We start from the raw sequence: 25,493 nt of genomic DNA, 5'->3' as shown, positions 1-25,493 counted from the left end.
GTCGGACTATCTTTGAAGGCTTGATTATGCAATTCTCCGAAAACTGGCTCCGTACCATGGTCGATCCGAAGATGACTTCGGACGAACTGGCCCATCTGCTGACGATGTCCGGCCTGGAAGTGGAAGAGGTCGAAGCCGTGGCGCCGCCGTTCTCCAACGTGGTCGTCGGCCACGTGCGCGACATGGCCAAGCATCCGAACGCCGACCGCCTCAACGTCTGCCAGGTCGATGTCGGCACCGGTACCTTGCTCAACATCGTCTGCGGCGCCCCGAACGTGCGCCCGGGCCTGAAGGTCGTGTGCGCGATGGCCGGCGCCATCCTGCCGCCCGGCGCCGACGGCAAGCCGTTTGAAATCAAGGTCGGCCAGCTGCGCGGCGTCGAGTCGCAAGGCATGCTGTGCTCGGCCAAGGAACTGAAATTGTCGGAAGAGGGCGGCGGCCTGATGGAACTGCCGGACGATGCGCCGGTCGGCCAGAACTTCCGCGACTACTACGCGCTCAACGACCTCAAGTTCACCATCAAGCTGACCCCGAACAAGGCGGACTGCCTGTCGGTGCTGGGCGTGGCGCGCGAAGTGTCGGCGCTGACCGGCGTCGCGCTGCACCTGCCGTCGTTCCGTGCCGCCACCGTCAACAGCGCCGAAGTGCTGCCGGTGAAGATCTCGGCGCCGGACCTGTGCGGCCGCTTCTCCGGCCGCGTGATCCGCAACCTGAACGCCAAGGCCGCCACGCCCGACTGGATGAAGCAGCGCCTCGAGCGCAGCGGCCAGCGCTCGGTGTCGGCGCTGGTGGACATCTCCAACTACGTGATGCTGGAGCTGGGCCGTCCGTCGCACGTGTTCGACCTGGCCAAGATCCACGGCGGCCTGAACGTGCGCTGGGGCAAAGCCGGCGAATCGCTCAAGCTGCTGAACGGCAGCACCATCAGCGTCGACGAGTGGGTCGGCGTGATCTCGGACGACAAGGAAATCGAATCGCTGGCCGGCATCATGGGCGGCGACGCCACGGCCGTCTCGCTGGAGACCGAGGCGATCTACCTGGAAGCGGCATTCTGGTGGCCGAGCGCGATCCAGGGCCGCGCCCGCAAGTACAACTTCTCGACCGACGCGGCGCACCGCTTCGAGCGCGGCGTCGACTACGCGACCACGGTCGAGCACATCGAGCGCATCACCTCGCTGCTGATCGAGATCTGCGGCACGCCGACCACGCAAATCGGCCCGGTCGACGACCAGATCGTCAACCTGCCGAAGCGCGCACCGGTGCAGATGCGCACCGCCCGCGCACAAAAAGTGATCGGCGTCGCGCTGGACGACCAGACCATCGCCGACATCTTCACCCGTCTGGCGCTGCCGTTCACGCTGGCCAATGGAGTGTTCTCGGTGACCTCGCCGTCGTACCGCTTCGACATCGAGATCGAGGAAGACCTGATCGAGGAAGTGGCGCGCGTCTACGGTTTCGAGAACATCCCGACCGTGGCGCCGGTGGCCGCCAACACCATGATTATCGCGCCGGAAAACACCCGCTCGCTGTTCGCCGTGCGCCATCAGCTGGCCGACCTGGGCTTCCAGGAAGTGGTCAACATGAGCTTTGTGGAGTCGGCCTGGGAGCAGGACTTCGGCGGCAACGCCAAGCCGATCAAGCTGCAAAACCCGATCGCCAGCCAGATGAACGTGATGCGCTCGACGCTGATCGGCAGCCTGGTGGCCAATGTGCGCTACAACCTGAACCGCAAGACCAGCCGCGTGCGCCTGTTCGAGATCGGCGCCATCTACCTGCGCGACGACAGCGTGCCGGATGGTCCGCTGACCGTGGCCGGCTACCACCAGCCCAAGCGCGTGGCCGCCATGGCCTACGGCAACGTGGCCGACGAGCAGTGGGGCCAGGACAACCGCCAGATCGACTTCTTCGACCTGAAGGCCGACCTGGAGCACCTGTTCGCGCCGCTGTCGCTGCGTTTCGTCAAGGCGGAGCATCCGGCGCTGCATCCGGGCCGCTCGGCGCACGTGCTGCTCGATGGCAAGGTCATCGGCTTCATCGGCGAACTGCACCCGCGCTGGCTGCAAAAATACGAGCTGCCGCACGCACCGGTGGTGTTCGAGGTGGATGCTGTTGCTCTGCAGCAACGGTCGGTGCCGGAATACGCGGAAATCTCCAAGTTCCCGGGCGCCACGCGCGATCTGGCGCTGGTCGTCAAGCAAGATGTCCCGGCGCAGGATTTGCTGGACGCATTTAATGCTGCTGTGCAAATGAGTCCGCAGGGCAAGATCGTGCAAGCCATTGTTTTGTTTGATGAATATCGTGGCAAAGGACTGGAGGCGGACGAAAAATCGCTTGCTTTCCGCTTTAGCTTGCAAGATACTCAAAATACGCTGCAAGACGATGTGGTGGAAGCCGTGATGGCCGCCGCCGGCGACGCCGCCAGGCAAAAACACGGCGCCCGTCTGCGCACCTGAGCTGGCAGCCAGGATTGTTGTAAAATTATCATTTGTAGACCATTTGGGAGTCCGGCCTTTGCCGGACTCATTCGTTCTTAGATAAGGCAGGGCAGGAAAATTAATAATAACGACGTAGATTCCGCCGTACTCCAATCCGCATTGGCTGCCGATTTGCATCGGGCCATGCAGGTGGCCAAGGTACGCCAGGATGCAGAAAAAGATTTGCCTACGCTGACCAAGGCGGAGCTGGCCGAGCTGTTGTTCGAACAGGTCGGCCTGAACAAGCGCGAGGCCAAGGATATGGTGGAAACCTTCTTTGACGAGATCCGCAACGCCCTCGAGCGTGGCGAGGCCGTCAAGTTGTCCGGTTTCGGCAATTTCCAGCTGCGCGACAAGCCGCAGCGTCCAGGCCGCAACCCGAAGACCGGTGAAGAAATCCCGATCACGGCGCGCCGCGTGGTGACTTTCCATGCCAGCCAAAAACTCAAGGGCATGGTCGAAGAGACGAATCCGATGGCGCGCGCCGCCTGAGTGGGACTGAGCCGTGATGAATGACCGCCTCGCCAAATCCGAACTGGTTGTGCTGCCGCCCATCCCGGCCAAGCGCTATTTCACGATCGGTGAAGTGAGCGAGCTGTGCGGCGTCAAGCCGCACGTGCTGCGCTACTGGGAGCAGGAATTCACGCAGCTCAAGCCGGTCAAGCGGCGCGGCAACCGCCGCTACTACCAGCACCACGAGGTGCTGTTGATACGCCGTATCCGCGAACTGCTGTACGAGCAGGGGTTCACCATCAGCGGCGCCCGCAATAAGCTCGACAGTCGTGCGTATGATGCGGCGGCGGCGGAGTATGATGGCGTTTTGGCTGTCAACGGCGCGCCGGCGGCGGACGTTCCTGCTCCGCTGGACCGGAAAATGATACGCGGCGAATTGCTGGCAATATTGACATTGCTCAAGCAATCCTAGCTGTTACTGCTGCCGTGCGGCGCGGCTAGCGGCATGATTGCTGCTATAATTTCAACATTATTCATATCAGCTACGCTGATAGACGGTGGCGTGAAGTCCGGTGGGGCCTATGGCGCGACAGCCGGACAATACGAGGGGAAACAATGATACGCGTTGCCATTTGTGACGACCATCAGATAGTTAGAGCAGGTTTCAAACAGATTTTTTCCTCGTCGGAAGATTTCGACGTGGTGGCCGAAGCGGGTACCGGGCGTGAAGCGTTGGAAATCGCGCGGCGCGAGGTTTGCGACGTGCTGCTGCTGGACATCGCCATGCCCGACCAGAGCGGCATCGATACCTTGCGCACCATCCGCCAGGGCCAGCCGGATCTGCCGGTGTTGATCCTGTCCGGCTATCCGGCGCAGCAGTACGCGCTGAACCTGTTCAAAATGGGCGCCAACGGCTACCTGAACAAGGAGTGCGAGGCCGACGAGCTGATCACCGCCGTGCGCACCGTCTTCCAGGGGCGCCGCTATGTCAGCTCGACCGTCGGCGAACTGCTGGCGCAAAGCTTCGACCGCGATCCGAACACGGCGCTGCACACCGAGCTGTCGGACCGCGAGTTCCAGGTGTTCCTGCGGCTGGCGCGCGGCGCCACCGTGTCGGACATCGGCGTGGCGCTGTCGCTGAGCATCAAGACCGTCAGCACCTACCGCACCCGCATCATGGAAAAAATGGGCATGCAGTCGAATTCCGACCTGACCTACTACGCCATGAAGAACAATTTGTTGGATTGACCCCGCCGGGGCGCGCACCATTGCGGCGCGCTCCCAAAGCATCCCTTTCCCCATCGGTCTATAATTCGGCTAGTGTGGCGTATGTCCGCCCCGGATTAAACCTTGTGAAGGAAACTCGTCAGGATGTATTTCACTGTCGCAACAGCGCCGCACCACCGCCTGCCGCTGTACAAGACCGTCTTGTGCGTGACCTGTGCGTTGCTGCTGATCGTCAACGGATTCAGCCTGTTCCACAATTTGCAAGCCCTGCGCGGCGCCCAGGTCCAGTTGGGCCAGACCGCGCGCGTGGCGGACCGCCTGCAATACCTGAACGTGCTGGTGCTCGATGCCGAAAGCAGCATGCGCGGCTATTTCCTGTCCGGCCGCGATGCCTACCTCGGGCCCACCAAGACCGCGCTGGCCGAAACCGAGATCGAGTTCAAAGAGCTGGACAAGCTGCTGGCCGATAACCCGTCGCAGCTGAAGAACCTGGCGCAGCTGCACACGCTGGTGCGCCGCCGCCTTTCCATCATGAGCCAGGCCATCGACGTCTACCGCGAGGGCGGGCTGGAGGAAATCGTCAAGATCGCCAAGCTCAGCGACGGCCGCGCCAGCATGGACGAGATCCGCCTGCAGGTGGTCATCATGGAGCAGGAGCAGAACGAAACCCTGGTCTCGCGCAGCGCCATGTTCTACCAGGAATACCAGAAGGCGGTGCTGCTGGGCATGGGCATCAATGCGCTGGCCATCATGGTGCTGATCATGTTCTACCAGTTGGTGCGGCGCAGTTTCGCCAACCGCGCCCAGGTCGAGCACGCGCTGCAAAGCGCCAATGAAAACCTGGAATCGCAGGTCGAGCAGCGTACCGAGCAGTTATCGGTGCTGTCGCGCCACCTGATCAGCATCAGCGAGGAAGAGAAGGTGCGCCTGTCGCGCGAACTGCACGACGAGCTGGGCGCCAACCTGACCTCGATCAGCATGGACATCGCCGCCGTCACCCAGCAATTGCACAAGACCGATCCCGAGCTGGCGGCGCAACTCAAGCGGGCCCGCGCCACGCTGGTGGAAACGGTGGAAATGAAGCGCCGCATCGTCGAGAATCTGCGTCCCAGCCTGCTCGACAACCTGGGCCTGTGCGCCGCCATCGAAAGCTATTGCAACGAGTTCAGCCGCCTGGCCAAAGTGCGTTGCGATTGCGACGTCGACGCCGATATCGAAGGCGCGGCCAGCCAGTCGGGCGACCTGTCGATCGCCTTGTTCCGCATCGTGCAGGAATCGCTGACCAATATCCGCAAGTACGCCAAAGCCAGCCGCGTCACCGTCACCATGAGCCTGAGCCCGGGTGGCTTGACGCTGCGCATCATCGATGACGGCATCGGCATTGCGTCCAATACCATCGTCAAGCCGATGTCGCATGGTTTGCTGGGGATGCGCGAACGCGCCTTGCTGTTGGGCGGCACGCTGACGATACGCCGCGGCCGGAACGACGCGGGCACTTGTATCGAGGTATCCATTCCGTTGCGCAATCGCGCAGCGAACGAAGAGCGCCGCGCCGATGACGGCCAGGGGGCGCTGCCGCCGGCCATCAGCGAAGTGCTTAGCAGCGTGCTACATCCACCAGCAGACGCTCGTATTCCGTCTTCGCCACCTTATAGCACTCACCCGCATACGCCTCCAAGCCTGAGCGATCAAGCACGGTGATGTTGCCGCGGCGGTAGGTGATCAAGCCGTCGTCCTGCAATTTGCCGGCGGCGGCGGTGATGCTTTCGCGGCGCACGCCCAGCATGATGGAAATCATTTCCTGCGTGACCTTCAGCTCGTTCGATGGCGAACGGTCCAGGCGGTCCAGCAGCCAGCGGCACAGCTTTTGTTCGATCGAGCTGTGGCGGCCGCCGACGGCGTTCTGCGCCATCTGCGCGAACAGCGCGGTGTTGTAGCGCATCAGCAGCGCGGGCAGGGCGCCGCCCTGGTTGAAGGCGTCGCGCAGGTGCTGGGCTTTCATGCGGTAGCCGTAGCCGGCCGCCTGCACCACGGCGCTGCACATGGCGCGCTCGCCTTCGAACAGCGACACGCCGACCACGCCTTCGTGGCCCACCACGGCGATCTCGGTGGTGGCGCCGTCCTCCATCACATACAGCAGCGAGACGATGGCGGTGGTCGGGAAGTGCACGTATTCCATCGCGCCGCCGAATTCAAACAATTCTTTGCCGAAGGGCAGGGTCACCAGTTCCAGGTGTTCAAACAGCGATTCCAGCACGTCGCGTGGGAGGGCGGCCAGCAATTCGTTCTGCAGGGTGCCGCTGTAGCTGACAACAGGCCGTGACGCAACCTTGAATTGTTTCGACTTCACCGCCATGCGTGGCGCTGTGGTTTTGTCGGTTGCGTTAAGTTGGGTGTTGTTCATTTTGTTCCTCACAATCTGGCTATACAAGGGCACTGAAGACTTGCTTCAGTGTTGCCATCACTTTAGGGACTTTGTTAGATTGCGAACATAAGAGGAGGGGACGCACAAATGTAGGCTTGCAACATGGCACTTTGTAGGCCTAGTCCTACACGAGCTCTATTTTTCTGTGGAGGGCGCGTGCATAATGCACAAATCGACTTTGAACGGCGCACAGAACATGCATGTACTTGTGGTGGAAGACGACGCCGTCCTGGCCGATGGCCTGAGCCGGGTCTTGAGCGGCCACGGCATGGCGGTCGAGGTGGTCGGCAACGGCACCCAGGCCGACGCGCTGCTGCAGCGCGCCGAGCACACCGAGGTGGTGGTGCTCGATATCGGCCTGCCCGGCATCGACGGTTTCGAGGTGGTGCGGCGCCTGCGCGCGCGCGGCAGCCAGGTGCCGGTGCTGCTGTTGACGGCGCGCGACGCCATCGAGGACCGGGTGCGCGGCCTGGAGCTGGGCGCCGACGATTACCTGGTCAAGCCGTTCGCCACCGCCGAGCTGGTGGCGCGGCTGCGCGCGCTGGCGCGCCGCAACACGCCCAAGCCCACCGTGCTGGCGCTGGGCGACCTGGTGCTGGACATGTCGGCCAAGCGCGCCCGCGTGCGCGCCAAGACCATCGAGTTGTCGGTGCGCGAATGGGCGGTGCTGGAGTACCTGTTGCAGCACGGCGCGCGCGTGGTGTCCAAGCAGCAGATCATCGACGCCATCCTGCCGTGGGGCGACGACCTGACCCTGAACGCGGTGGAAGTCTACATCTCGCGCCTGCGGCTGAAGATCGCCGACGCCGGCGTGTCGATCCGCACCATCCGCGGCTTCGGCTACATGCTGGAGCAGACCCCGGCCCCGCATGAATAGCATCCGGCTGCGCCTGTTGAAGTGGCTGATAGTCCCGATCCTGCTGATCAACCTGGCCGGCGGCGCGCTGACCTATATGCTGGCCTGGCTGCCGGCCCAGCTGGCGTTCGACCAGGGTCTGTCCGGCGCCGCCGCCGCGCTGGGCGCGCGCCTGGGCGCCGACGGCGGCCAGCTGCGCATCGACCTGCCGCGCCAGGCCGAGCAGGTGCTGCGCAGCGACGACACCGACGCCGTCTACTTTGTCGTACGCGACCAGGCCGGCCGCACCATCGCCGGCGACGCCGATTTCCCGCCGCTGCCGCGCGCGGCAGCCGATGGCGCAGGCAAGTCCGGCGTGGCCTTCGACAGCGCCGTGCGCGACGAAGCCGTGCGCGGCGTGGCGCTGCGCCTGAGCTTGCCGTCCGCCGCGGGCGCGCCGGTGCCGGCCACCATCGGCGTCGCCAAGACGCTGCGCAAGCGCGGCCAGATCCGCCAGGCCGTGGTGCGCGCGCTGGTGCTGCTGGAATCGCTGTTCGCGCTGAGCTGCGTCGGCCTGATCTGGTTCTCGGTCGGCAACGGCCTGCTGCCGCTGAACCGCCTGCGCGCCGACCTCAACGCGCGCGACGGCGACGACCTCGAGCCGATCGCGGCGGCGCAAGTCCCCTACGAGCTGGAACCGGTGGTGTCCGCCTTCAACGGCCTGCTGGACAAGGTCAGCCAGGGCGCCCGCGCGCGGCAAGAGTTCCTGGCCAATGTCGCGCACCAGCTGCGCACCCCGCTGGCCGGCCTGAAGACCCAGCTCGAATGGCTGGGCGCGCGCCACACCGAGCCGGAAACCGCGCAATCGCTCAAGCTGATGCGGTCGGCCACCGAGCGCATGATACGCAAGACCAACCAGTTGCTGGCGCTGGCCCGCGCCGAGCCGGGACATTTTGAAAAGACCCGCTTGGAACCGGTGGCGCTGGACGCGCTGGTGGAAGTGGCGATCCAGTCCTTCGTCGACCAGGCCACGCTCAAGGCGATCGACCTCGGCTTCGACCTGCGGCCGGTCACCATCGTCGGCGACCGCTTCCTGCTGCGCGACCTGATCGACAACCTGATCGACAATGCCATCCGCTACACGCCGCCGCGCGGCACGGTGACGGTGGCCTGCCGGCCGGACGGCGAGGGCGGCTGGCTGACCGTCGAGGACAACGGCCCCGGCATCCCGCCGCACCAGCGCGAGCAGGTGTTCAGCCGCTACGTGCGGCTGGACGACCGGACCACCGGCAGCGGCCTGGGGCTGGCCATCGTGCGCGACATCGCCACCGTCCACGGCGCCAGCCTCACCGTCGCCGCGGCCGCCGGCGGCCGCGGCGCGCTGTTTTCCGTGCACTTTCGCTAGTTTTTTTGGCTTTTTTGCCGCTGTCAGGAATTCGTCAGCATTTCCTCAGGGAAATGCAAGCTTGGCCCGCTACACTCCAGTCATCAGAAAACCAAGCGGGAGCGGGCCATGACGCGTGTCCAAAAAGGCTTTACCTTGATCGAAATCATGATCGCCGTGGCCATCGTCGGCATCTTGATGGCGGTGGCGATCCCGGCCTACAGCGATTACGTGCTGCGCGCCCGCCTCAGCGAAGCGTTCACCGCGCTCGGCGGCGCCCAGCCGGCGGCCGAGCAGTTCTGGTCGAACAACCGCACCTACGTCGGCTTCAACGGCGCCAGCACCTTCCCGGGCGACACCGGCTACTTCAACTACGCGTTGAGCGCGGCCAGCGCCTCCAGCTACACGCTGACGGCGACCGGCGTCGGCAAGATGAACGGCTTCGTCTACACCATCGACCAGAGCGGCACCCACGCCACCACCGGCTCGCCGGCCGGCTGGGGCGTCAGCGCCTCGTGCTGGGTGGACCACAAGGGTGGGTCATGTTCCAACTAACGCCGCCGGCCGGGCGCCGCCAGCGTGGCCTCACGCTGCTGGAGCTGCTGCTGACGCTGAGCATCTTCGCCTTCATGCTGGCCATCGGCATACCGAACGCCAGCAACTGGCTGCTCAGCAACCGGGTCCGCAGCGCCAGCGAATTCTATGCCGACGGCTTCAGCCTGGCGCGCCGCCAGGCCGTGCTGCACAACAGCTTCAGCCGGATTTCGCTGACGCCCAACGTCAACAGCGGGCAGATGGACTGGCAGGTCGACCTCTGCTTCGTCTCGCCGGCCACCCAGTGCGGCGCGGCCGAAGCCGGCTGGTCGACCGTCGTCGCGCCGGCCGCCAACGACCCCGAAGGCGCGGCCGGCTACAAGTCGGTGTACCGCGCGGCCGATGCGCTGCCCAACTCGGAAGTGCTGTTGCCGACCACCCTGCCGGAAGGCAGCTCGCAGGTCTACTACACGCCGCTCGGCTGGGTCGATACCCGCTTCGGCCCGCGCCTGAACAGCCTGCGCCTCGACCCGGCCGCCAAGTACGCCGGCGAGGTGCCGGTGGTGGCGCTGGTGATCACGCTGGCCGGCATGGCCAGCAAGTGCGATCCGCGCCTTCCCGTCACCGACACCAGGGCTTGTCCTCCATGAAAACCGCCATCCACACCACCCGCGCCGGCCGCCGCCGGCCGGCGCGCCGCCAGGGCGGCATCGCGCTGCTGGAGGCGATGCTGGCCATCGTCATCCTCGGCATCGGCCTGCTCGGCACCATCGGCTTGCAGGCGCGCGCCTATTCGGCGCTGTCGGACGCCAGCCTGCGGGCCGAGGCCGCGCTGGCCGGGGAAAAGCTGCTGGGCACGATGAACGCCGACAGCAACAACCTGCTGAACTACGGCGCCATCGAGGGCGGGGCGGCCACCGCCGCCACCCAGCCCTGGGTGGACGAGACCATGGCGGCGATCCCCGGCGCCCTGGTCGGGGTGGTGGTGACGCCGCAGCAGTTGCGCATCCAGGTGGATATTTCGATCAAGTGGAAGCGCAAGTCCGGCGACGCCCTCAACCAGCATCTGGTCACCTCCTACATTGCGCTCTGATATGAAGACCCCAACCTCACGCCGCGCCGCCGGCTTCTCGCTGGTGGAACTGATGGTCAGCGTGGTGATCGGCCTGCTGGCGCTGCTGTTCGCCACGCGCCTGATCATCAGCGGCGAAAAGAACAAGGATGCCGCCGTCGGCGGTTCGGACAGCATGCAGAACGGCATGCTGGCGCTGTTCTCGCTGAGCGGCGACGCCACCGAAGCGGGCTGGGGCCTGAACGATCCGATGGTGGCCGGCTGCGACACCGTGTTCAGCGACGCCAACGGCTACGTGTTGCCGACCGCGCAGCGCGGCGGCGCCAACTTCACGCCGCTGGCGGCGGTGGTGATCCAGTCCAACGGCGCCAACCCGGACGTGATTTCCTTCAACAGCGGCACCTCGCAGGCGGGCGCCGGTTCGGTCAAGCTGTTCGCCAACTACACGGTCGGCAACACCATCACGGTCGACAGCCGCAACCCCTACGCCTTCAGCAACGGCGACGTGCTGGTGATCGCGCCGCTGACGCCGGGCAGCGGCCAGTGCACCTTGTTCCAGCTGTCCGGCTTCGGCGCCGCGCCCAACAGCACCATCCTGGTCGCCAGCGGCGGCGCCTACCGCTTCAATCCGCTCGCCGGCCTGGCCACGCCCTACCAGCAGAACCTGGCCTACATCTACAACCTCGGCTCGCCCACGCTGCTGCACTTCCACACCTGGAGCGTGGCCAACGGCGTGCTGCTGCTGCGCGCCGCCGAGCTGGCCGGCGCCGAGCTGGCCGGCGTCTCGGTGACCGACAACGTGGTCAGCATCAAGGCCCAGTACGGCTTTGACGCGCGCCTGCCCGGCCCCAATCCCTACGACCCCAACCCCGGCGCCGACGGCATGCAGGTCACCATGTGGAGCGGCACCATGATCGACGCCGACAGCGACGGCGTGGTCGGCAGCCCCGGCGATTTCCAGCGGGTGGCGGCGGTGCGGCTGGCCGTGGTGGCGCGCAGCAAGAACACCGAAAAACCGGACTTGACCGGCCAGTGCAGCGCCACCGTCGCGCTGCCCACCGTGTTCGCCGGCGTGGCCCCGGCCGGCGTGGCGGCGGTGCCGGTGCAGGTCAACGTGACGGTGGCCGGCGACAGCGTGCCGTGGCAGTGCTATCGCTACCGCGTGTTCGAGACCATCGTGCCGATTCGCAATGCCCAATGGAGGCCGTGATGCGCTTGCCCACCCGACAAAGCGGCATCGCGCTGCCGATCATGCTGATCATGCTGACGGTGATGCTGGTCAGCAGCATCTACCTGCTCAAGTCCAGCACCTCGACCACGCTGACCACCTCCAACCTGGCCTACGACGCTTCGCTCAGCAAGGCGGCCGATCTCGGCGTCCACACGGCGTTCGCCTACCTGCGCTCGATGACCAACGCCTCGCTGCTGGAGGTCGACCAGCCGGCCAACGGTTATGTCGCCACCCTGACGCCGACCTGGACCGCCAGCACGCCGGCCTTCTGGGCCGGCTCGGTCACGCTGGCGGCCGACGCCTCCGGCAACCAGGTCGAGTATGTGATCCACCGGCTGTGCGACTTTGCCGGCGCCTTCAACGCGCCCGGCAACCGCTGCCTGCTGACCTCGGCGCGGCCGAATTCCAATTCGAAAGTCCCCTACGGCAAGAGCGGCCGCGCCGACAGCCCGAACTACCTGGACCAGCCGCAGCTGCATTACGTGGTGACGGCGCGCATCGTCGGCGCCCGCGGCGGCAATGTGGTCACGCAAGCGGTCGTCATGAAAGGGCCGTGAGGCCATCGTCTTTTTGAATGGAACCGTCATGAACAAGCTTACTTCCACGCTGGCCGGCCTGGCCCTTGGCCTTGCCGCGGCGTCGCCGGCCTTGGCCGGGACCACCCAGATCGCCCAGGTGCCGCTGCTCAACATCACCGGCACCGGCACCGTCAAGCCCAATCTGATGCTGCTGTTCGACAACTCCGGCTCGATGGACCAGACCTACACGCCGGACTACGTCAACGACAACCTGTGCCGCAGCGGCGCCACTTTGCAGGCCGGCATCACCGCCTGCGCGGTCGGCCATCCGCCGTTCATGAGTCCCGATTTCAACAAGCAGTACTACAATCCGCAGATCCGCTACCTGGTGCCGATCAAGTCCGACGGCAGCTACTATCCGGAGCAGAACGCCGCCAACACCAGCAACTGGACCTCGGTCAGCGGCGACGGCTTCGGCGCCCACAAGACCAACCTGGCCGGCGGCACGGTGACCTCCAACATCGATCTGGTGAGCGGCTTCCCGGACCTGAAGTGGTGCTCGGGCAGCAGCTGCCAGTTCAACACCGCCAGCTACACCTACCCGGACGCCACCTACCAGACCGCCACCGCGATCACCACCGGCCCCTACTACTACACCATCGGCGTCGGCCAGTTCTGCACCGACGAGAGCATGAAGACCTGCGTCTCGACCGCGGTCGGCGCCACCGCGCCGTCCGGCTATCCGGTGGCGGCCAAGGTGCGCTGGTGCAGCGACAAGCTGCTGACCCAGTGCCAGGGCAAGCGCGTGGGCAGTTACATCTACCCCGGCTATTCCAAGCCGGCCGGCGCCACCGCGTCCTACGGCACCATCGCCATCGGCGCCTCGGCCACGGCTGGTTCGCTCGGCATCAGCAGCGTGGTGGTCAACGGCACGACCACCGTCACCAACGCCACCGTCACCGCCGCCACCGGCACCAACAGCCTGATCAAGCAGCAGACGCTGGCCAGCGCGCTGGCCGCCAACATCATCGCCACCTCGGTCGGCAAGGGCGCCGCCTCCACCAGCCTGTACTACGCCTGCGTCAAGACCCCGACCGGCCAGCCCACGGTGCCCGCCTGCAGCGTGTTCGGCATCACGCTCAGTTCCGACAACCTGGTGGCGCTGCTGCCGGTCAGCTGCAGCGGCAGCGTCGCCGTCGCCAACTGCGTCACCGTCGCCGACAATTCGCGCGCCGGCTGGGGCATCGCGGTGACCGCGCCCAGCACCGTGGTGACGGCCTATGCGCCGTCACGGGCGGTGATCAGCTTCACCGGCACGGCCACCTCGTCGTCGCAGACCGCCATCCTGAAAAACCTCAGCTATGCCGGCAGCACGCTGGTCGGCGGCAGCTCCGGCTCCAGCCCGTCCTACCTGAGCCTGGGCAAGAGCCAGACGCCGACCCAGATCGCCGCCGCGCTGGTCGGCAAGATCGGCACCACCGGCACCATCAAGGCCTACCTGGGCAACAGCAGCAATTGCCCGTCCGGCTACACCGCCACCAGCGTCTGCCTGCTGAACTGGGCCTCGACCAACAACAGCGCCACCGTCAGCGCCTTCACCATGGACAACCAGAATACGGTGAACTGGACCAAGACCGGCTCCACCGGCTACGTGGCCGCCGTCAACGACGCCATCCCGGTCAGCACCACGGCGCTCACGGCCGGCTCCGGCGCGCCCAACCCCTTCGTGCGGGTCAACATCGTCAGCGGCCAGACCTATCCGAAGGGCGTCGACCGCACCGACTGCGCCGGCGCCAGCTGCACCTATGCCGAAGAGATGAACAACTTCGCCAACTGGTATGTGTACTACAAGAGCCGCCTGCAAATGATGAAGACCTCGGTCGGCATCGCCTTCGCGGCGATCACCGCCAACTACAAGGTCGGCTACGTCAAGCTGTCGAACGCCGGCGCCGGCGCCGGCATCGACCTGAAGCCGGCCGACTTCACCGGCAGCGCGCGCGCCAGCTGGTACACCACGTTGTACAACACCACCACCTCGGGCTCGACGCCGATCCGCACCGCGATGGACAACGTCGGCCGCATGTTCGGCAACCTGACGCCGTACGACTACGCGGCCGGCCAGGAAGTGGTGCAGTACCCGTGCCAGCAGAACTTCATGATACTGACCACCGACGGCTACTGGAACGGCAGCTCCACGGCCAACGTGGTCAACAACGACAACGTCGAGAGCGCCGCGCGCTTCTGCACCCAGGCGCGCGGCTGCGTCGACGGGCGCGTGCAGTCGCAGCCGTCGATTTCGGACGTGGCGCTGCACTGGTACAACGGCGGCTCCAGCACCGGCACGGTGTCGCTGCGGCCGTCGCTGGAGCCGGACATGAGCAAGCCCGGCTCGGTGCCGGCGGCCGGCGGCGAGAACACCCACCTGCACATGAACACCTACACGCTTGGCCTGGGGGTGGATGGCGTGATGACCTACGAGGCCAACTACGACACCGCGCCCAAGACCAGCGGCGACTTCTACAACCTGATCACGGCGGCCACCAGCGGCTGTCCGTGGAACGGCGGCGGCGCCTATGTCTGGCCCGACCCGAACGTCACCAGCACGGCCAGCACGGTGCAGGAGCGGGTCGACGACCTGTGGCACGCCGCCATCAACGGCCACGGCAAATACTTCAGCGCCCAGGATCCGAAAGACGTGGTGGGCGGCCTGAGCGAAGCGCTGTCGAACATGCAGGTGCACGTGGGCGCGGCCGCCGCGGCCGCCACGTCGACGCCGAACATCACGCTGACCGACAACGATATCTTCTCCGACACCTTCACCACCGTGAAGTGGTACGGCGAGCTGTCGGACAAGAAGATCGACAGCACCGACGGCAGCGTCGGCAACACCAGCACCTGGACCACCAGCGACACGCTGGGCAAGAAGGTCGGCAACAGCAGCGACACCCGCACCATCTACATGTACAACACCAGCGGCGCCGTCGCCAGCACGCCGGATCCCTTCCTGTTCGCCAGCATGAAGGGGCCGGCCGCCGGCTGGTTCGCCAACAAGTGCGGCTCGCTGTCGCAATGCGTGCTGCTGTCGGCCGCCGACAAGGCCATCGTCAACGACGGCAACAACCTGGTCAACTACCTGCGCGGCCAGCAGCAGCATGCCGACGACAGCCTGTTCCGCGCCTACACGCTGACCCTCAACACCCCGGCCGGCGCCGCCGGCCCCATCCCCATCGTGCTGGGCGACATCGCCTCGTCCAAGCCGGCCTTCGTGCGCGACCCGCGCAACGACTACCCGGATCCGGACTACGTCACCTTCAAGGACACCTACGGCAATCCGGGCAGCGCCAAGTACCGCAGCGGCACCGTGTTCACCGCCGCCAACGACGGCATGCTGCACGCCTTCGACTCCGCCACCGGCACCGAGCTGTGGGCCTATGTGCCGCGCATCACGATGAAGAAGCTGTACGCGCTGGCCGGCACCACCTACGGCACCAACCACCAGTTCACCACCGACGGCTCGCCGGAAGTGGCCGACGTCAAGGCCGCGGGGGGCTGGCGCACCGTGCTGGTGGCCGGCCTCAACGGCGGCGGCCGCGGCTACTACGCGCTCGACATCACCGACACCGGCAATCCCAAGCAGCTGTGGGAATTCTGCGCCGACGCCGCCGTCTGCCCGCTCAGCGACGGCGACCTCGGCCTGACCTTCGGCAATCCGCAGTTCGGCACGCTGGCCAACGGCCGCTGGGTGGTGTTCCTGACCTCCGGCTACAACAACGTGCCCGGCACCGACGGCGTCGGCACCGGCACCGGCAAGGGCTTCCTGTACGTGCTGGACGCCTACACCGGCGAGCTGCTCGACAAGATCAGCAACAACTCGGGCGACACCACCACGCCGTCCGGCCTGGCCAAGATTTCCGCCATCAGCGACGATCCCGGCGCCGACCCGCGCGTCCAGTACGTCTACGGCGGCGACAACCAGGGCCAGATGTGGCGCTTCGACCTGAGCGCCGCCTCGGGCGCGATCACGGTCAGCATGCTGGGCAACGCCGGCGTCAACAAGCCGATCACCACCCGTCCGGACGTGACCATGTGCGCGGTGCAGGTGACCTCGACCGTCGCCGGCGTGACCACCACCACCACCAGCGGCAAGCGGGTGGTGCTGTTCGGTACCGGCCGCCTGCTGGACGTGCCCGACACCTCCGACACCTCGGTGCAGAGCCTGTACCTGCTGAAGGACAGCGCCACGCCGATCGCCGACATCCGCGGCTCGAGCATGGTGAAGCAGACCCTGAGCCTGCTCGGCTCGAGCAGCAACATCAACAGCTACCAGGTCACCAGCAACCCGGTCGACCTGACGTCCAGGGACGGCTGGTATTTCGACTGGTCGGTCAACGCCGGCGAGCGCATGAACCTCGATCCGCAGATCGTCAGCGGGGTGGCCAATGTGGTGACCAATATGCCGTCCTCGTCGTCGGCCTGCTCGGTCGGCGGCTCCAGCAACCTGTACCAGGTCAACGTCTGCAACGGCCAGGCGATCGGCGGCCATCCGGTCGGCGCGACCTTGTCGAACACGTCGGCGGCGGTCGGTTTCATCATCATCCGCCTGCCGAACGGCCAGCTGAAGATGATCACCACCCTGGCCGACGGCACCAACAAGACCTCGCCGCTGTCCGAGCAGATCTCGGCCGACGCCCACCGCACGGGCTGGCGCCGGGTGAAAGGGGAGTAAAAGCGGGGCCGGCCCGGGCCGGGCCGGGCAAACAGTTCACACGGCGGGGCCAACTATCGGTAAAATCGAGGGTTTTGCAGCCCCGCCTCAGATCGCGAACAAATGGTCAACGATATCGAAAACGTAACACCCGAGAATAACGACGACGCCGGCTCCACGGCCAACGCCAGGACCCCGGCCCTGATCGCACGTGAAGTCCAGCGCCGCCGCACCTTCGGCATCATTTCCCACCCGGATGCCGGTAAGACCACGCTGACGGAAAAACTGCTGCTGTTCTCGGGCGCGATCCAGATGGCCGGCACGGTCAAGGCGCGCAAGAGCGGCCGCCACGCCACCTCCGACTGGATGGAAATCGAGAAGCAGCGCGGCATTTCGGTCGCTTCGTCGGTGATGCAGTTCGAGTTCCGCGACCACGTGGTCAACCTGCTCGACACCCCCGGCCACCAGGACTTCTCGGAAGACACCTACCGCGTGCTGACGGCGGTCGACTCGGCGTTGATGGTGATCGACGCCGCCAAGGGCGTGGAAGCGCAGACCATCAAGCTGCTCGACGTCTGCCGCATGCGCAACACGCCGATCGTCACCTTCATGAACAAGATGGACCGCGAAACCCGCGATCCGCTGGAACTGCTCGACGAGCTCGAATCGGTGCTGAAGATCCAGTGTGCGCCGGTGACCTGGCCTATCGGCATGGGCAAGAACTTCCGCGGCGTCTACCACCTGCTGAACGACACCATCATGCTGTTCAAGGCCGGCGAGGAAAAAGCCGACGGCGCCTTCGAGATCATCAAGGGCATCGACAATCCGCGCCTGGTGGAGATGTTCCCGCTCGAGATGGACCAGCTGAAGATGGAAGTGGAGCTGGTGCACGGCGCCTCGCATCCGTTCGACCTGGAGCAGTTCCTGGCCGGCGTGCAGACGCCGGTGTTCTTCGGTTCCGCGATCAACAACTTCGGCGTGCGCGAGATCCTGTCGGCGCTGGTCGACTGGGCCCCGGCCCCGCGCGAGCGCGACGCCACCGTGCGTTCGGTCGATCCTAAGGAAGAGCCGTTCACCGGTTTCGTGTTCAAGATCCAGGCCAATATGGATCCGGCCCACCGCGACCGCATCGCCTTCCTGCGCGTGTGTTCCGGCCGTTTCGAGCGCGGCATGAAGGTCAAGCATCTGCGCCTGGGGCGCGAGATCAAGGTGTCGTCGGTGGTGACGTTCATGGCGTCCTCGCGCGAGCAGGTGGAGGAGGCGTACGCCGGCGACATCATCGGCCTGCCCAACCACGGCAATATGCAGATCGGCGACTCGTTCTCCGAAGGCGAGCTGCTGACCTTTACCGGCATTCCGTACTTCGCGCCGGACTTCTTCCGCTCGGTGCGCATCCGTAACCCGCTGAAGATCAAGCAGCTGCACAAAGGCTTGCAGCAGCTGGGCGAAGAGGGCGCGGTGCAGGTCTTCAAGCCGGTGCAGGGTGGCGAGCTGGTGCTGGGCGCGGTCGGCGTGCTGCAGTTCGAAGTGGTCGCCAGCCGCTTGCTGAACGAGTACGGCGTCGACGCCGTGTTCGAAGGCACCAGCATCAGCAGCGCGCGCTGGGTTTCCAGCGACGACAAGAAAGCGCTGTCGGACTTCGAGGACGCCCTGGGCCACAACGTCGCCTACGACGCCGCCGGTAACCTGGCCTACCTGGCCACCTCCGGCGTCAACCTGCGCCTGACGCAGGAACGCTGGCCCAAGCTGCAGTTCCACGCCACCCGCGAGCACTCGGCCAAGCTGGTGTAAGCGCGCCGCACAGCGCCGGTGCGTCCTGCACCGGCGTTTTTTTCCTCCGATTTTGTTTGACAGAGGGCGTTTTTCGGCATAATGTATTAGTCAACTAATACACCGATACAAAACGATGACCTCCCACTCCGCCTCCCTGTACTCGATTGCGACCGGTTCGTCCGAGCCGATCTATCGCCAGCTGATCGAGCAGACCCGCCGCCTGCTGGCCGCCCGCGTGCTGGCGCCGGGCGACGTGCTGCCGTCGGTGCGCGAGGTGGCGCTGGCGCTGGCCGTCAATCCGATGACCGTGTCCAAGGCCTACAACATGATGGAGACCGAGGGCCTGCTGTCGCGCAGCCGCGGCATCGGCATGCTGGTGGCCGAGCGCAGGGCGCACAGCGCCCGTGAACGCGAGGCCCTGTTGCGGCCCACGCTGGAACGGGCCGCCGAGGAGGCGCGCCAGCTGGAACTCGATCCCGACACCGTGCTTGCACTGTTCAATAAAATCCTGAAGGAATCACTATGAAACCATCGATCGTCAATGTCGCCAACCTGCACAAAGCGTTCGGCAGCCAGCAGGTGTTGCAGGGCGTGAGCTGGGACATCGCGCCCGGCAAGGTGATCGGCCTGCTGGGCCGCAACGGCGCCGGCAAATCGACCTTGCTCGAATGCCTGCTCGGCCTGCGCGAAGCCGACGCCGGCGCCAGCACGCTGTTCGGCCAGAGCGCCGCGCAGCTGGGCGACCAGGCGCGCGCCTGGATCGGCTACGTGCCGCAAAAGTCGGAGCTGTTCGAGTGGCTGACGCCGGTGCAGATGCTGGACTACTTCAAGGCGCTGTACCCGCACTGGAACGCCGACAAGGTGGCCGGCCTGCTGGAGCGCTGGGGTTTCGGCGGCGCGGCGCGCCATCAACAGATCGGCCGTTTGTCGGGCGGCGAGAAGCAGCGCCTGTCCCTGATCCGCGCATTGGCGCATGATCCCAAGCTGCTGGTGCTGGACGAACCGGTGGCCAGCCTCGATCCGGTCGGCCGCCGCGATTTCCTGCACGAGCTGGTGGACGGCGTGATCGAACGCGACACGACGGTGATCTTCTCCACCCACATCCTGTCGGACCTGGAGCGGGTGGCGCTGGACGTGGCCTTCCTCCAGGGCGGCAAGATCACGCTGCAGGCGCCGCTGGACGAGCTGCTCGAAAGCGCGCACCGCATCACCGGCACGGCGGCGGCGCTGGCGCGCCTGCACTTCCGCGACGAGATCCGCCGCCAGCAGGACCGCAGCGGCGGCATCAGCATCCTGGCGCGCCTGAGCGGGCAGGAGGCCGCCGAGCTGCGGGCCGGCCCGGACCTGCGGGTGGAAACCCTGAGCCTGGAAGACCTGTTCGTCGAGGTGACCAAATGAACGGCGCCTATACGCAGCTGCTGGCGCAGGTGGTGCGCGACCGCTGCTCGAACCGCATGATGATGCGCATCAGCGCGCTGATGCTGGGGGGAGCGTTGGTGATCGAACTGGTGGTCAACAGTCTGCACGCGCACATGGAGCTGACGTGGCAGGCGCCGCTCGGCATGCTGACGATGCTGATCGTGATGTGGTGTGGCGCCTACCTGAAAAGCGCCGTGCAGCAAAATCACCCGGCATACGCCTGCCTGGTGCCGCAGCTGCGGCGGCGCCTGATCGTGCTGACGGTGGCGCTGTTCGCGGCGTGCGCGCTGGCGGTGGCGGCTATGGCGGCGGCGGTGTTCGGGCATTTCGGCTATGCGCTGGCCGGCGCCGGGGCATTTTTCTGTTATCTGTTGTACGCGCAACGCTACACGGTGCTGGCGTTCCTGCCCACGCTGATCATCCTGGGCTCGCTGTCGCTGAGCGCCTGGTTGGCCGAGCTGTGGCAAAGCCTGGCCGGGATAGGCGAACCGGCGCTGGCGGGCATGGGCCTGATCGCCGTGGCCGCACTGGGTGCCGCCGGCATACAGCTGGTATTCCCGCGCGGCGGCGACCGGCACTGGGCCTGGCATGCACGCCACGCGGCGCTGATGCGGCGCATAGAGGGCGGGCTGCTGAAAACCGAGGATGGCGGTGCCCGCAACCGTTTCAGCATGCTGCTGCGCTTGGGCTACAGCGCCACGCTGCGCCGCGACAGCCAGCGCGGCGCCACGCCGGCGCGCATGCTGATGCACACCCTGGGCCCGACCGCGTATGAGGGCGGCTACCTCGCCTATCTGCTGCTGGTGACGGCGGCGGCCGCAGCCGTGGTGCTGTACACCGGCGGCGATACGCCGGCGGTGCGGCAGATGATGCGCACCTTCGTCATGCAGATTTGCCTGCTGGTGGCGGTGGTGTTGTACGCGGCCGATCTGCTCAAGAGCGCAAGCCGTCACGGCGCGGAGCAGGCGCTGTTCTTCCTGACCCCGCGCGCGCCCGTCGCGGCACAGGTCAACCGCATGCTGGGCGCCGCCTTGCTGGCGCGTTTCCTGCGCGTGTGGCTGCTGGCTTCCGCCGTCGCCTTCCTGGTCGATATGCTGTTGATCGGCGCGCCCAGGATCTACGGCTCCACCTTTCTACTGGCCGCGCTGCTGCTGCCGTTTTCTTGCGTCCTGCTGCGTGACTACGCGCTCATCCCGCCATCGCACAGCCAGACGACGACGGTGGTCTGGACGTTTGTATCGATGGTGGCCTATCTGACCGCGCTGGCGGCGGAGAACCAAGCGCCGGAGTTGCCGCTGTTCTGGATCGGCGGCGCCGTCATGTTGGTGACGTTGCTGGTGCTGCGCCGGCGCTGGCTACGCCTGATGGCGCTGCCGGCGGTGCTGCCCGCCGGCCGGCTGCTGGCCTGAAGCCGGCGAGTTGGAGGGACTGGAACACCCGGCCCACCGTGATGACATTATTTGGCCGGCGTGGCCAGCGGTTTGCCTTTGTCGACCACGTACACGCCGACCAGCTTGAGCGGGCCGTTGCCGACGTTGATGGCGTCGTGGATGGTGCCGGCCGGGATCACGAAGGCTTCGCCGGCCTTGACCCGGCGCGGATCTTCGCCGTCGATGCGCAATTCGCCTTCGCCTTCCAGCACGTAGCTGATCTCGTCGCCGGGATGCGAGTGGCGGCCGGCGGTGGCGCCGGCGTCCAGTTCTACCCTGGCGACGACCGCCTCGCGGCCCGGCACCGAAACGTCGGCCTTCTTGACCACGGTGCGGTGGATGCCGCTGGCTTGGGCTCGGGCCGTGCCGGCGCTGACGGCAAGCAGCAGGGCGGCGATGGCGGGCAGGGTGTGGCGGGCGAACGAGACAGGTGGCATGGCGCATCCTTTCAGGCAAGTGGCTGCGCCGGGAGGGCGCCGGCCGATTGTACGCCCTTGCGCGGCGCTAGCGGTGGCGTCCCAGCCACAGCGCGTCGGCCACCGAGCCGACCCAGCAGACGATGCAGACCAGCGCCGCAATGTTGGTGGCCGGGTTGTCGATGCCGGCACTGTGCACGCGCTCGATGATCAGCAACGGATCGAGCGGCAGCTTGCCGCTGTTGATATCGCTGACGATGGTGTCGGCCAAGGCCAGCGTGGTGCGCAGCAGGTAGCCGGCCGCCAGCAGCGCCGGCAAGATGAACAGCAGGCCGCGGGCGCCGCGACGCAGGACCAGGTGGCCCAGTCCGGGAAACAGCAACGCCGAGATCAGCGCGGCCTTGATCGATGCTTTCATGAACTTCCTGTGGTTGGCCTTGACTAAGCGCAAGATTGCGCGGCCGCATGCGGCGTAGATTACAACATCTTACCTGCCGGAGTGAATCATGCGCGCTTTATTCGGTATCGCCCTGTTGTTGAGCTTTGTGTGCGTGCACGCCGCCCCCAATGAAAAAGATGCGATCGCGCTGGCCGAGAAGGGCGCGCAGTTCGTGCGCGCGCACGGCAAGGCGGAGATGATCGCCCGCATCAACCGCAAGGACCCGGAATTCAACCAGGGCGCCTTGTACCTGGCCATGCGCGACCTGGACGGCATCACCGTCGCCCATCCGACCACCGCGCTGATCGGCAAGAACCTGCTGGAAGTGCCGGACGCCGACGGCAAGCCGTTTCGCCAGGAAATGCTGGCGCTGGCCAAGGGCAAGGGTTCCGGCTGGGTCGACTACAAGTTCCGCAATCCGCAAACAGGCAAGGTGGAGGCCAAGAGCACCTACGTGCTGCGGGTCGGGGACGTATCGCTGGAAGCCGGCATCTACAAGCACTAAGCCGTGGATATGCTGAGCAAACTGCGGATAGGGCCCAAGCTGCTGCTGGCGCCTGGGGTGGTGCTGGTCCTGCTGATCGCGCTGTCGATCGGCGCCTTCGTCGGCCTGGTGCGGCAAAACCAGCGGCTGGACGACATGGTGCAGCAGCGCGCCGTGCGGCTCAAGGCGGCGGCCGACCTGGTGGCGGGCGCCAACCGCGCGCATACCGAAATCTACCAGCTGCTCACCTGGATCAACGCCAGCTTCTCGGCGCCGCGCATCGATGCGCTGGTGCGCGACATCCACGCCCGTCACGCCACGCTGGACCGCCAGTTCGCGCAGCTGGAGATGGCGACCCAGGGCGATCCGGCCGAGCGCCGCTTCGTCGCCCAATCGCAGGCGGCGCATACGGTGTACGTGAAGGCGATCGGCGACGTCATCGAGTTGAGCATGGCCGATCAATCGATGGCGACCAACGCCATGTCCAAGGCCGAGCGCGCGTTCGACGTGGTGGCGCGGCGGCTGGAAGAGTTGTCGCGGCTGGAGCAGGCGCTCAGCGCGCGCGCCTACAACGACGCCGAGGCCGAGTTCAGGACCTTGTCGACCGTGATGCCGGCGGTGGTGATGCTGTCGATCACGCTGTCGCTGCTGGTGACGATGGCGGTGCGGCGGGCCTTGCTGAAGGAGGTGAGCGAGATCGGCGCGGCCGCCATCGACCTGGCCGAGGGCAACCTGACGGTGAAGAACCGGGTCTACGGCAAGGACGAAATCGCCGAGACCTCGCGCGCGCTGGACACCAGCATCCGCAACCTGAACACCACGTTGAAGACCATCCTGGCGTCGGCGCAGTCGATCGACACGGCCTCGCGCGAGATCGCGCAGGGCAATGTCGACCTGACCCAGCGCACCGAGGCGCAGGCCAGCACGCTGGAGGAAGCCAGCAACTCGATGCAGGAGCTGAGCGCCACCGTGACCCAGACCGCCAACAACGCGCAGCTGGCCAACCAGCTGGCGCGCTGCGCCACCAACTTCGCGGTGCGCGGCGGCAGCGTGGTGCAGCGGCTGGTGGTGACGATGGCGGCGATACGCGGCAGCTCGCGCAAGGTGGTGGAGATCGTCGGCGTGATCGACGGCATCGCCTTCCAGACCAATCTGCTGGCCTTGAACGCGGCGGTGGAGGCGGCGCGCGCGGGCCAGCATGGCGAGGGTTTCGCGCTGGTGGCGGGCGAGGTGCGCACGCTGGCGCAGCGTTCGGCCACGGCGGCGCAGGAAATCAAGGCCTTGATCGCCGAGTCGGTGGCGGAGATCGAAGGCGGCAGCCGCTCGGTGGAGGAGGCCGGCAGCAGCATGGCGGAGATCGTGGCGTCGGTGCAGCAGGTGGGTGATATCATCGACCAGGTCAGCGCCGCCAGCGTGGTGCAGGCGCAGGGCTTGCAGGGCATGCACCAGGCCATCGTCGAGATGGACCAGGTGACGCAGCAGAAGCTGGCGCTGGTGGAACAAGCCGCCAGCGCGGCATCGAGCTTGCAGCGGCAGGCGGTCAATCTATCGGAGGCGGTGGCGATGTTCAAACTGGATGAAGGCATGGAGCCGCCACCCAAGCTCCCCGACGGCTCCCCCCGCGTGGTGCGCCTGCGACTGGCGTCGGTGCGCAATTGAGGTCCCGCTGGCTGTTCGTCGCGCTGCTCGTGTTAGTCACTCTGCTGGTCAGCTACTGGCTCGGCGAGCACAATACCGAATTGGTTTCCATCGATGGCTTGCTCGCCGGACTGCCGGCAGCGGCCATCCTGCCGTTCGTGTTGTGGAGCTGGCGGAAGTGGGGCGCCTTGCTGGCGCCGTTCGCGATCTTGTTTGCTTCTGTCGCCGTATGGTTTGGCGGGGCCGCCGAGGGAATCTATGCTCAAAACGATTGCTACGAACGTGGGGAGGAGGCGCGGGTTGCGCTGGCAAATGCACTACGAGCTCACGCCGACCGGCTACCACATGTGGTTCGGCGGCAAGCTGGTGAGCCATGAAGCGACGGAAGCCCAAACGTTTATTGCGCATAAATAGGCCACCGTCGAATGGGCGTGTGGAGGGCTTAGGTTTCTTGGCGGTTGCTATGCGTAGTGCGCGACCTGCGGGCGCCTGATTGTTGCAGATACTTCTTGAGGACGTAACAGTTCTTGGGATGCGAAAAGGCGATGCGAATGACGTACAATTATCCGAGGCTTGAAGCGGGAGGGGAGCAATGAACACCAAAATGGGGCAGTTGAGGAGGTTGGGCGGTAATTTGCCGGTTGAAGATGGCACAACTGCCTCCCAGCGCGAGTTCTCAAGCATTGCTGCCATTCATCGGCACACAGAAAAGGCCATGGCATTTCAGCAAGAAGTCGACAAAGCGGCTCCATTTCGTCTGGAGGTAGATGTGACCACAAAACTTACCGACGAAATGAAGCGGCAGGTCTTCATTAAGCTGCGAGATGAAAATTATCTGGCAAGCCTTCGTCTGGAGGGTCTTAATGTGGACTCCGACTGCACGCCCGTAACGCTTGAAGCACTACGAAGGAAATATGCTCGTGGCTTGCGGCGAATGTAGACGCCTACTTGGGTAGGTTGGATCGGCTTCAAGAGTTGTTTGATATGGCAGTTACCGAAATTGTGCAGTAGGTGACGGCAACAAGGCAAGGAAGTT

General features: G+C 65.7%; 24 protein-coding genes. 21 read left to right on the top strand and 3 right to left on the bottom strand.

The genetic code is table 11. The features are described from left to right. Positions 1-26: 26 nt before the first annotated feature. From pheT to AC1RMD_RS24040, 5 genes are all read left to right on the top strand, one after another. Positions 27-2,453 carry a phenylalanine--tRNA ligase subunit beta gene (gene pheT, locus AC1RMD_RS24060; RefSeq protein ID WP_492930128.1) on the top strand — a complete coding sequence of 809 codons (2,427 nt, stop codon included), beginning with the start codon at positions 27-29 and terminating at the stop codon, positions 2,451-2,453. A 165-nt stretch (positions 2,454-2,618) separates the two neighbouring features. Continuing rightward, complete coding sequence (locus AC1RMD_RS24055) at positions 2,619-2,966, top strand: integration host factor subunit alpha (RefSeq protein ID WP_008449399.1); 348 nt, start codon at positions 2,619-2,621, stop codon at positions 2,964-2,966. Positions 2,967-2,982: 16 nt separating this feature from the next. Beyond that, positions 2,983-3,399 carry a MerR family transcriptional regulator gene (locus AC1RMD_RS24050; protein WP_492930126.1) on the top strand — a complete coding sequence of 139 codons (417 nt, stop codon included), beginning with the start codon at positions 2,983-2,985 and terminating at the stop codon, positions 3,397-3,399. Between the two features lie 143 nt (positions 3,400-3,542). After that, positions 3,543-4,175, top strand: coding sequence for a response regulator (locus AC1RMD_RS24045; protein WP_492930124.1), 633 nt, complete (start codon positions 3,543-3,545; stop codon positions 4,173-4,175). A 123-nt stretch (positions 4,176-4,298) separates the two neighbouring features. Next, positions 4,299-5,855 (top strand): CHASE3 domain-containing protein, encoded by a 1,557-nt coding sequence (locus AC1RMD_RS24040; protein WP_492930122.1) that lies wholly within the window; start codon positions 4,299-4,301, stop codon positions 5,853-5,855. Here AC1RMD_RS24040 and AC1RMD_RS24035 read toward each other — a convergent pair. Beyond that, positions 5,752-6,558, bottom strand: coding sequence for a Crp/Fnr family transcriptional regulator (locus AC1RMD_RS24035; RefSeq protein WP_492930120.1), 807 nt, complete (start codon positions 6,556-6,558; stop codon positions 5,752-5,754). The genes AC1RMD_RS24040 and AC1RMD_RS24035 overlap by 104 nt on opposite strands. Positions 6,559-6,775: 217 nt before the next feature. On the opposite strand from AC1RMD_RS24035, the gene AC1RMD_RS24030 reads away from it, so the two are divergent. From AC1RMD_RS24030 to AC1RMD_RS23975, 12 genes are all read left to right on the top strand, one after another. Further along, positions 6,776-7,456: a response regulator transcription factor gene (locus AC1RMD_RS24030; protein WP_492930118.1), complete on the top strand. Its 681-nt coding sequence runs from the start codon at positions 6,776-6,778 to the stop codon at positions 7,454-7,456. Beyond that, a complete protein-coding gene (locus tag AC1RMD_RS24025; protein ID WP_492930116.1) occupies positions 7,449-8,819 on the top strand; it encodes a sensor histidine kinase in 1,371 nt (456 codons plus the stop codon). Before AC1RMD_RS24030 ends, AC1RMD_RS24025 begins: the two co-directional genes overlap by 8 nt. 108 nt (positions 8,820-8,927) lie before the next feature. Then, positions 8,928-9,353 carry a type IV pilin protein gene (locus AC1RMD_RS24020; RefSeq protein ID WP_492930114.1) on the top strand — a complete coding sequence of 142 codons (426 nt, stop codon included), beginning with the start codon at positions 8,928-8,930 and terminating at the stop codon, positions 9,351-9,353. Further along, positions 9,341-9,982: a pilus assembly FimT family protein gene (locus AC1RMD_RS24015; RefSeq protein ID WP_492930112.1), complete on the top strand. Its 642-nt coding sequence runs from the start codon at positions 9,341-9,343 to the stop codon at positions 9,980-9,982. The genes AC1RMD_RS24020 and AC1RMD_RS24015 overlap by 13 nt, the downstream gene beginning before the upstream one ends. Beyond that, positions 9,979-10,425: a type IV pilus modification PilV family protein gene (locus AC1RMD_RS24010; protein WP_492930110.1), complete on the top strand. Its 447-nt coding sequence runs from the start codon at positions 9,979-9,981 to the stop codon at positions 10,423-10,425. Before AC1RMD_RS24015 ends, AC1RMD_RS24010 begins: the two co-directional genes overlap by 4 nt. 1 nt (position 10,426) lies before the next feature. Next, positions 10,427-11,614, top strand: coding sequence for a PilW family protein (locus AC1RMD_RS24005; protein WP_492930108.1), 1,188 nt, complete (start codon positions 10,427-10,429; stop codon positions 11,612-11,614). Continuing rightward, positions 11,614-12,192, top strand: coding sequence for a pilus assembly PilX family protein (locus tag AC1RMD_RS24000; protein WP_492930106.1), 579 nt, complete (start codon positions 11,614-11,616; stop codon positions 12,190-12,192). Before AC1RMD_RS24005 ends, AC1RMD_RS24000 begins: the two co-directional genes overlap by 1 nt. A gap of 28 nt (positions 12,193-12,220) precedes the next feature. Then, complete coding sequence (locus AC1RMD_RS23995) at positions 12,221-16,879, top strand: pilus assembly protein (protein WP_492930104.1); 4,659 nt, start codon at positions 12,221-12,223, stop codon at positions 16,877-16,879. 102 nt (positions 16,880-16,981) lie between these two features. After that, entirely contained in the window at positions 16,982-18,649 is a 1,668-nt protein-coding gene (locus AC1RMD_RS23990) for a peptide chain release factor 3 (RefSeq protein WP_492930102.1), read from the top strand. A 115-nt stretch (positions 18,650-18,764) separates the two neighbouring features. Continuing rightward, complete coding sequence (locus AC1RMD_RS23985) at positions 18,765-19,157, top strand: GntR family transcriptional regulator (RefSeq protein WP_492930100.1); 393 nt, start codon at positions 18,765-18,767, stop codon at positions 19,155-19,157. Next, the gene (locus tag AC1RMD_RS23980) at positions 19,154-20,029 is read left to right on the top strand and encodes an ABC transporter ATP-binding protein (RefSeq protein WP_492930098.1); all 876 of its coding nucleotides are present in this window, start codon (positions 19,154-19,156) and stop codon (positions 20,027-20,029) included. The genes AC1RMD_RS23985 and AC1RMD_RS23980 overlap by 4 nt, the downstream gene beginning before the upstream one ends. Beyond that, on the top strand, positions 20,026-21,459 hold the full coding sequence (locus AC1RMD_RS23975) for a hypothetical protein (RefSeq protein ID WP_492930096.1): 1,434 nt from the start codon (positions 20,026-20,028) through the stop codon (positions 21,457-21,459). Before AC1RMD_RS23980 ends, AC1RMD_RS23975 begins: the two co-directional genes overlap by 4 nt. A 47-nt stretch (positions 21,460-21,506) precedes the next feature. Here AC1RMD_RS23975 and AC1RMD_RS23970 read toward each other — a convergent pair whose 3' ends face one another. Continuing rightward, positions 21,507-21,917, bottom strand: coding sequence for a cupin domain-containing protein (locus tag AC1RMD_RS23970; protein WP_492930094.1), 411 nt, complete (start codon positions 21,915-21,917; stop codon positions 21,507-21,509). A 67-nt stretch (positions 21,918-21,984) separates the two neighbouring features. After that, complete coding sequence (locus AC1RMD_RS23965; protein WP_492930092.1) at positions 21,985-22,314, bottom strand: hypothetical protein; 330 nt, start codon at positions 22,312-22,314, stop codon at positions 21,985-21,987. An 88-nt stretch (positions 22,315-22,402) separates the two neighbouring features. Between AC1RMD_RS23965 and AC1RMD_RS23960 the strand changes: the two genes are divergently transcribed. From AC1RMD_RS23960 to AC1RMD_RS23945, 4 genes are all read left to right on the top strand, one after another. Next, positions 22,403-22,840 (top strand): cache domain-containing protein, encoded by a 438-nt coding sequence (locus AC1RMD_RS23960; protein ID WP_492930090.1) that lies wholly within the window; start codon positions 22,403-22,405, stop codon positions 22,838-22,840. A gap of 9 nt (positions 22,841-22,849) precedes the next feature. Further along, positions 22,850-24,478, top strand: a complete 1,629-nt coding sequence (locus AC1RMD_RS23955) for a methyl-accepting chemotaxis protein (RefSeq protein WP_492930087.1) — start codon at positions 22,850-22,852, stop codon at positions 24,476-24,478. Between the two features lie 29 nt (positions 24,479-24,507). Then, complete coding sequence (locus AC1RMD_RS23950; RefSeq protein ID WP_492930085.1) at positions 24,508-24,834, top strand: hypothetical protein; 327 nt, start codon at positions 24,508-24,510, stop codon at positions 24,832-24,834. Between the two features lie 215 nt (positions 24,835-25,049). Beyond that, entirely contained in the window at positions 25,050-25,397 is a 348-nt protein-coding gene (locus tag AC1RMD_RS23945) for a YhfG family protein (RefSeq protein ID WP_492930083.1), read from the top strand. Positions 25,398-25,493 lie beyond the last annotated feature (96 nt).

The organism is Duganella sp. GW822-FHT06D06 (genome assembly GCF_058799615.1).
Note: the sequence above shows the minus strand (reverse complement) of the source record. Positions and strands in the feature narration are given on the sequence as shown.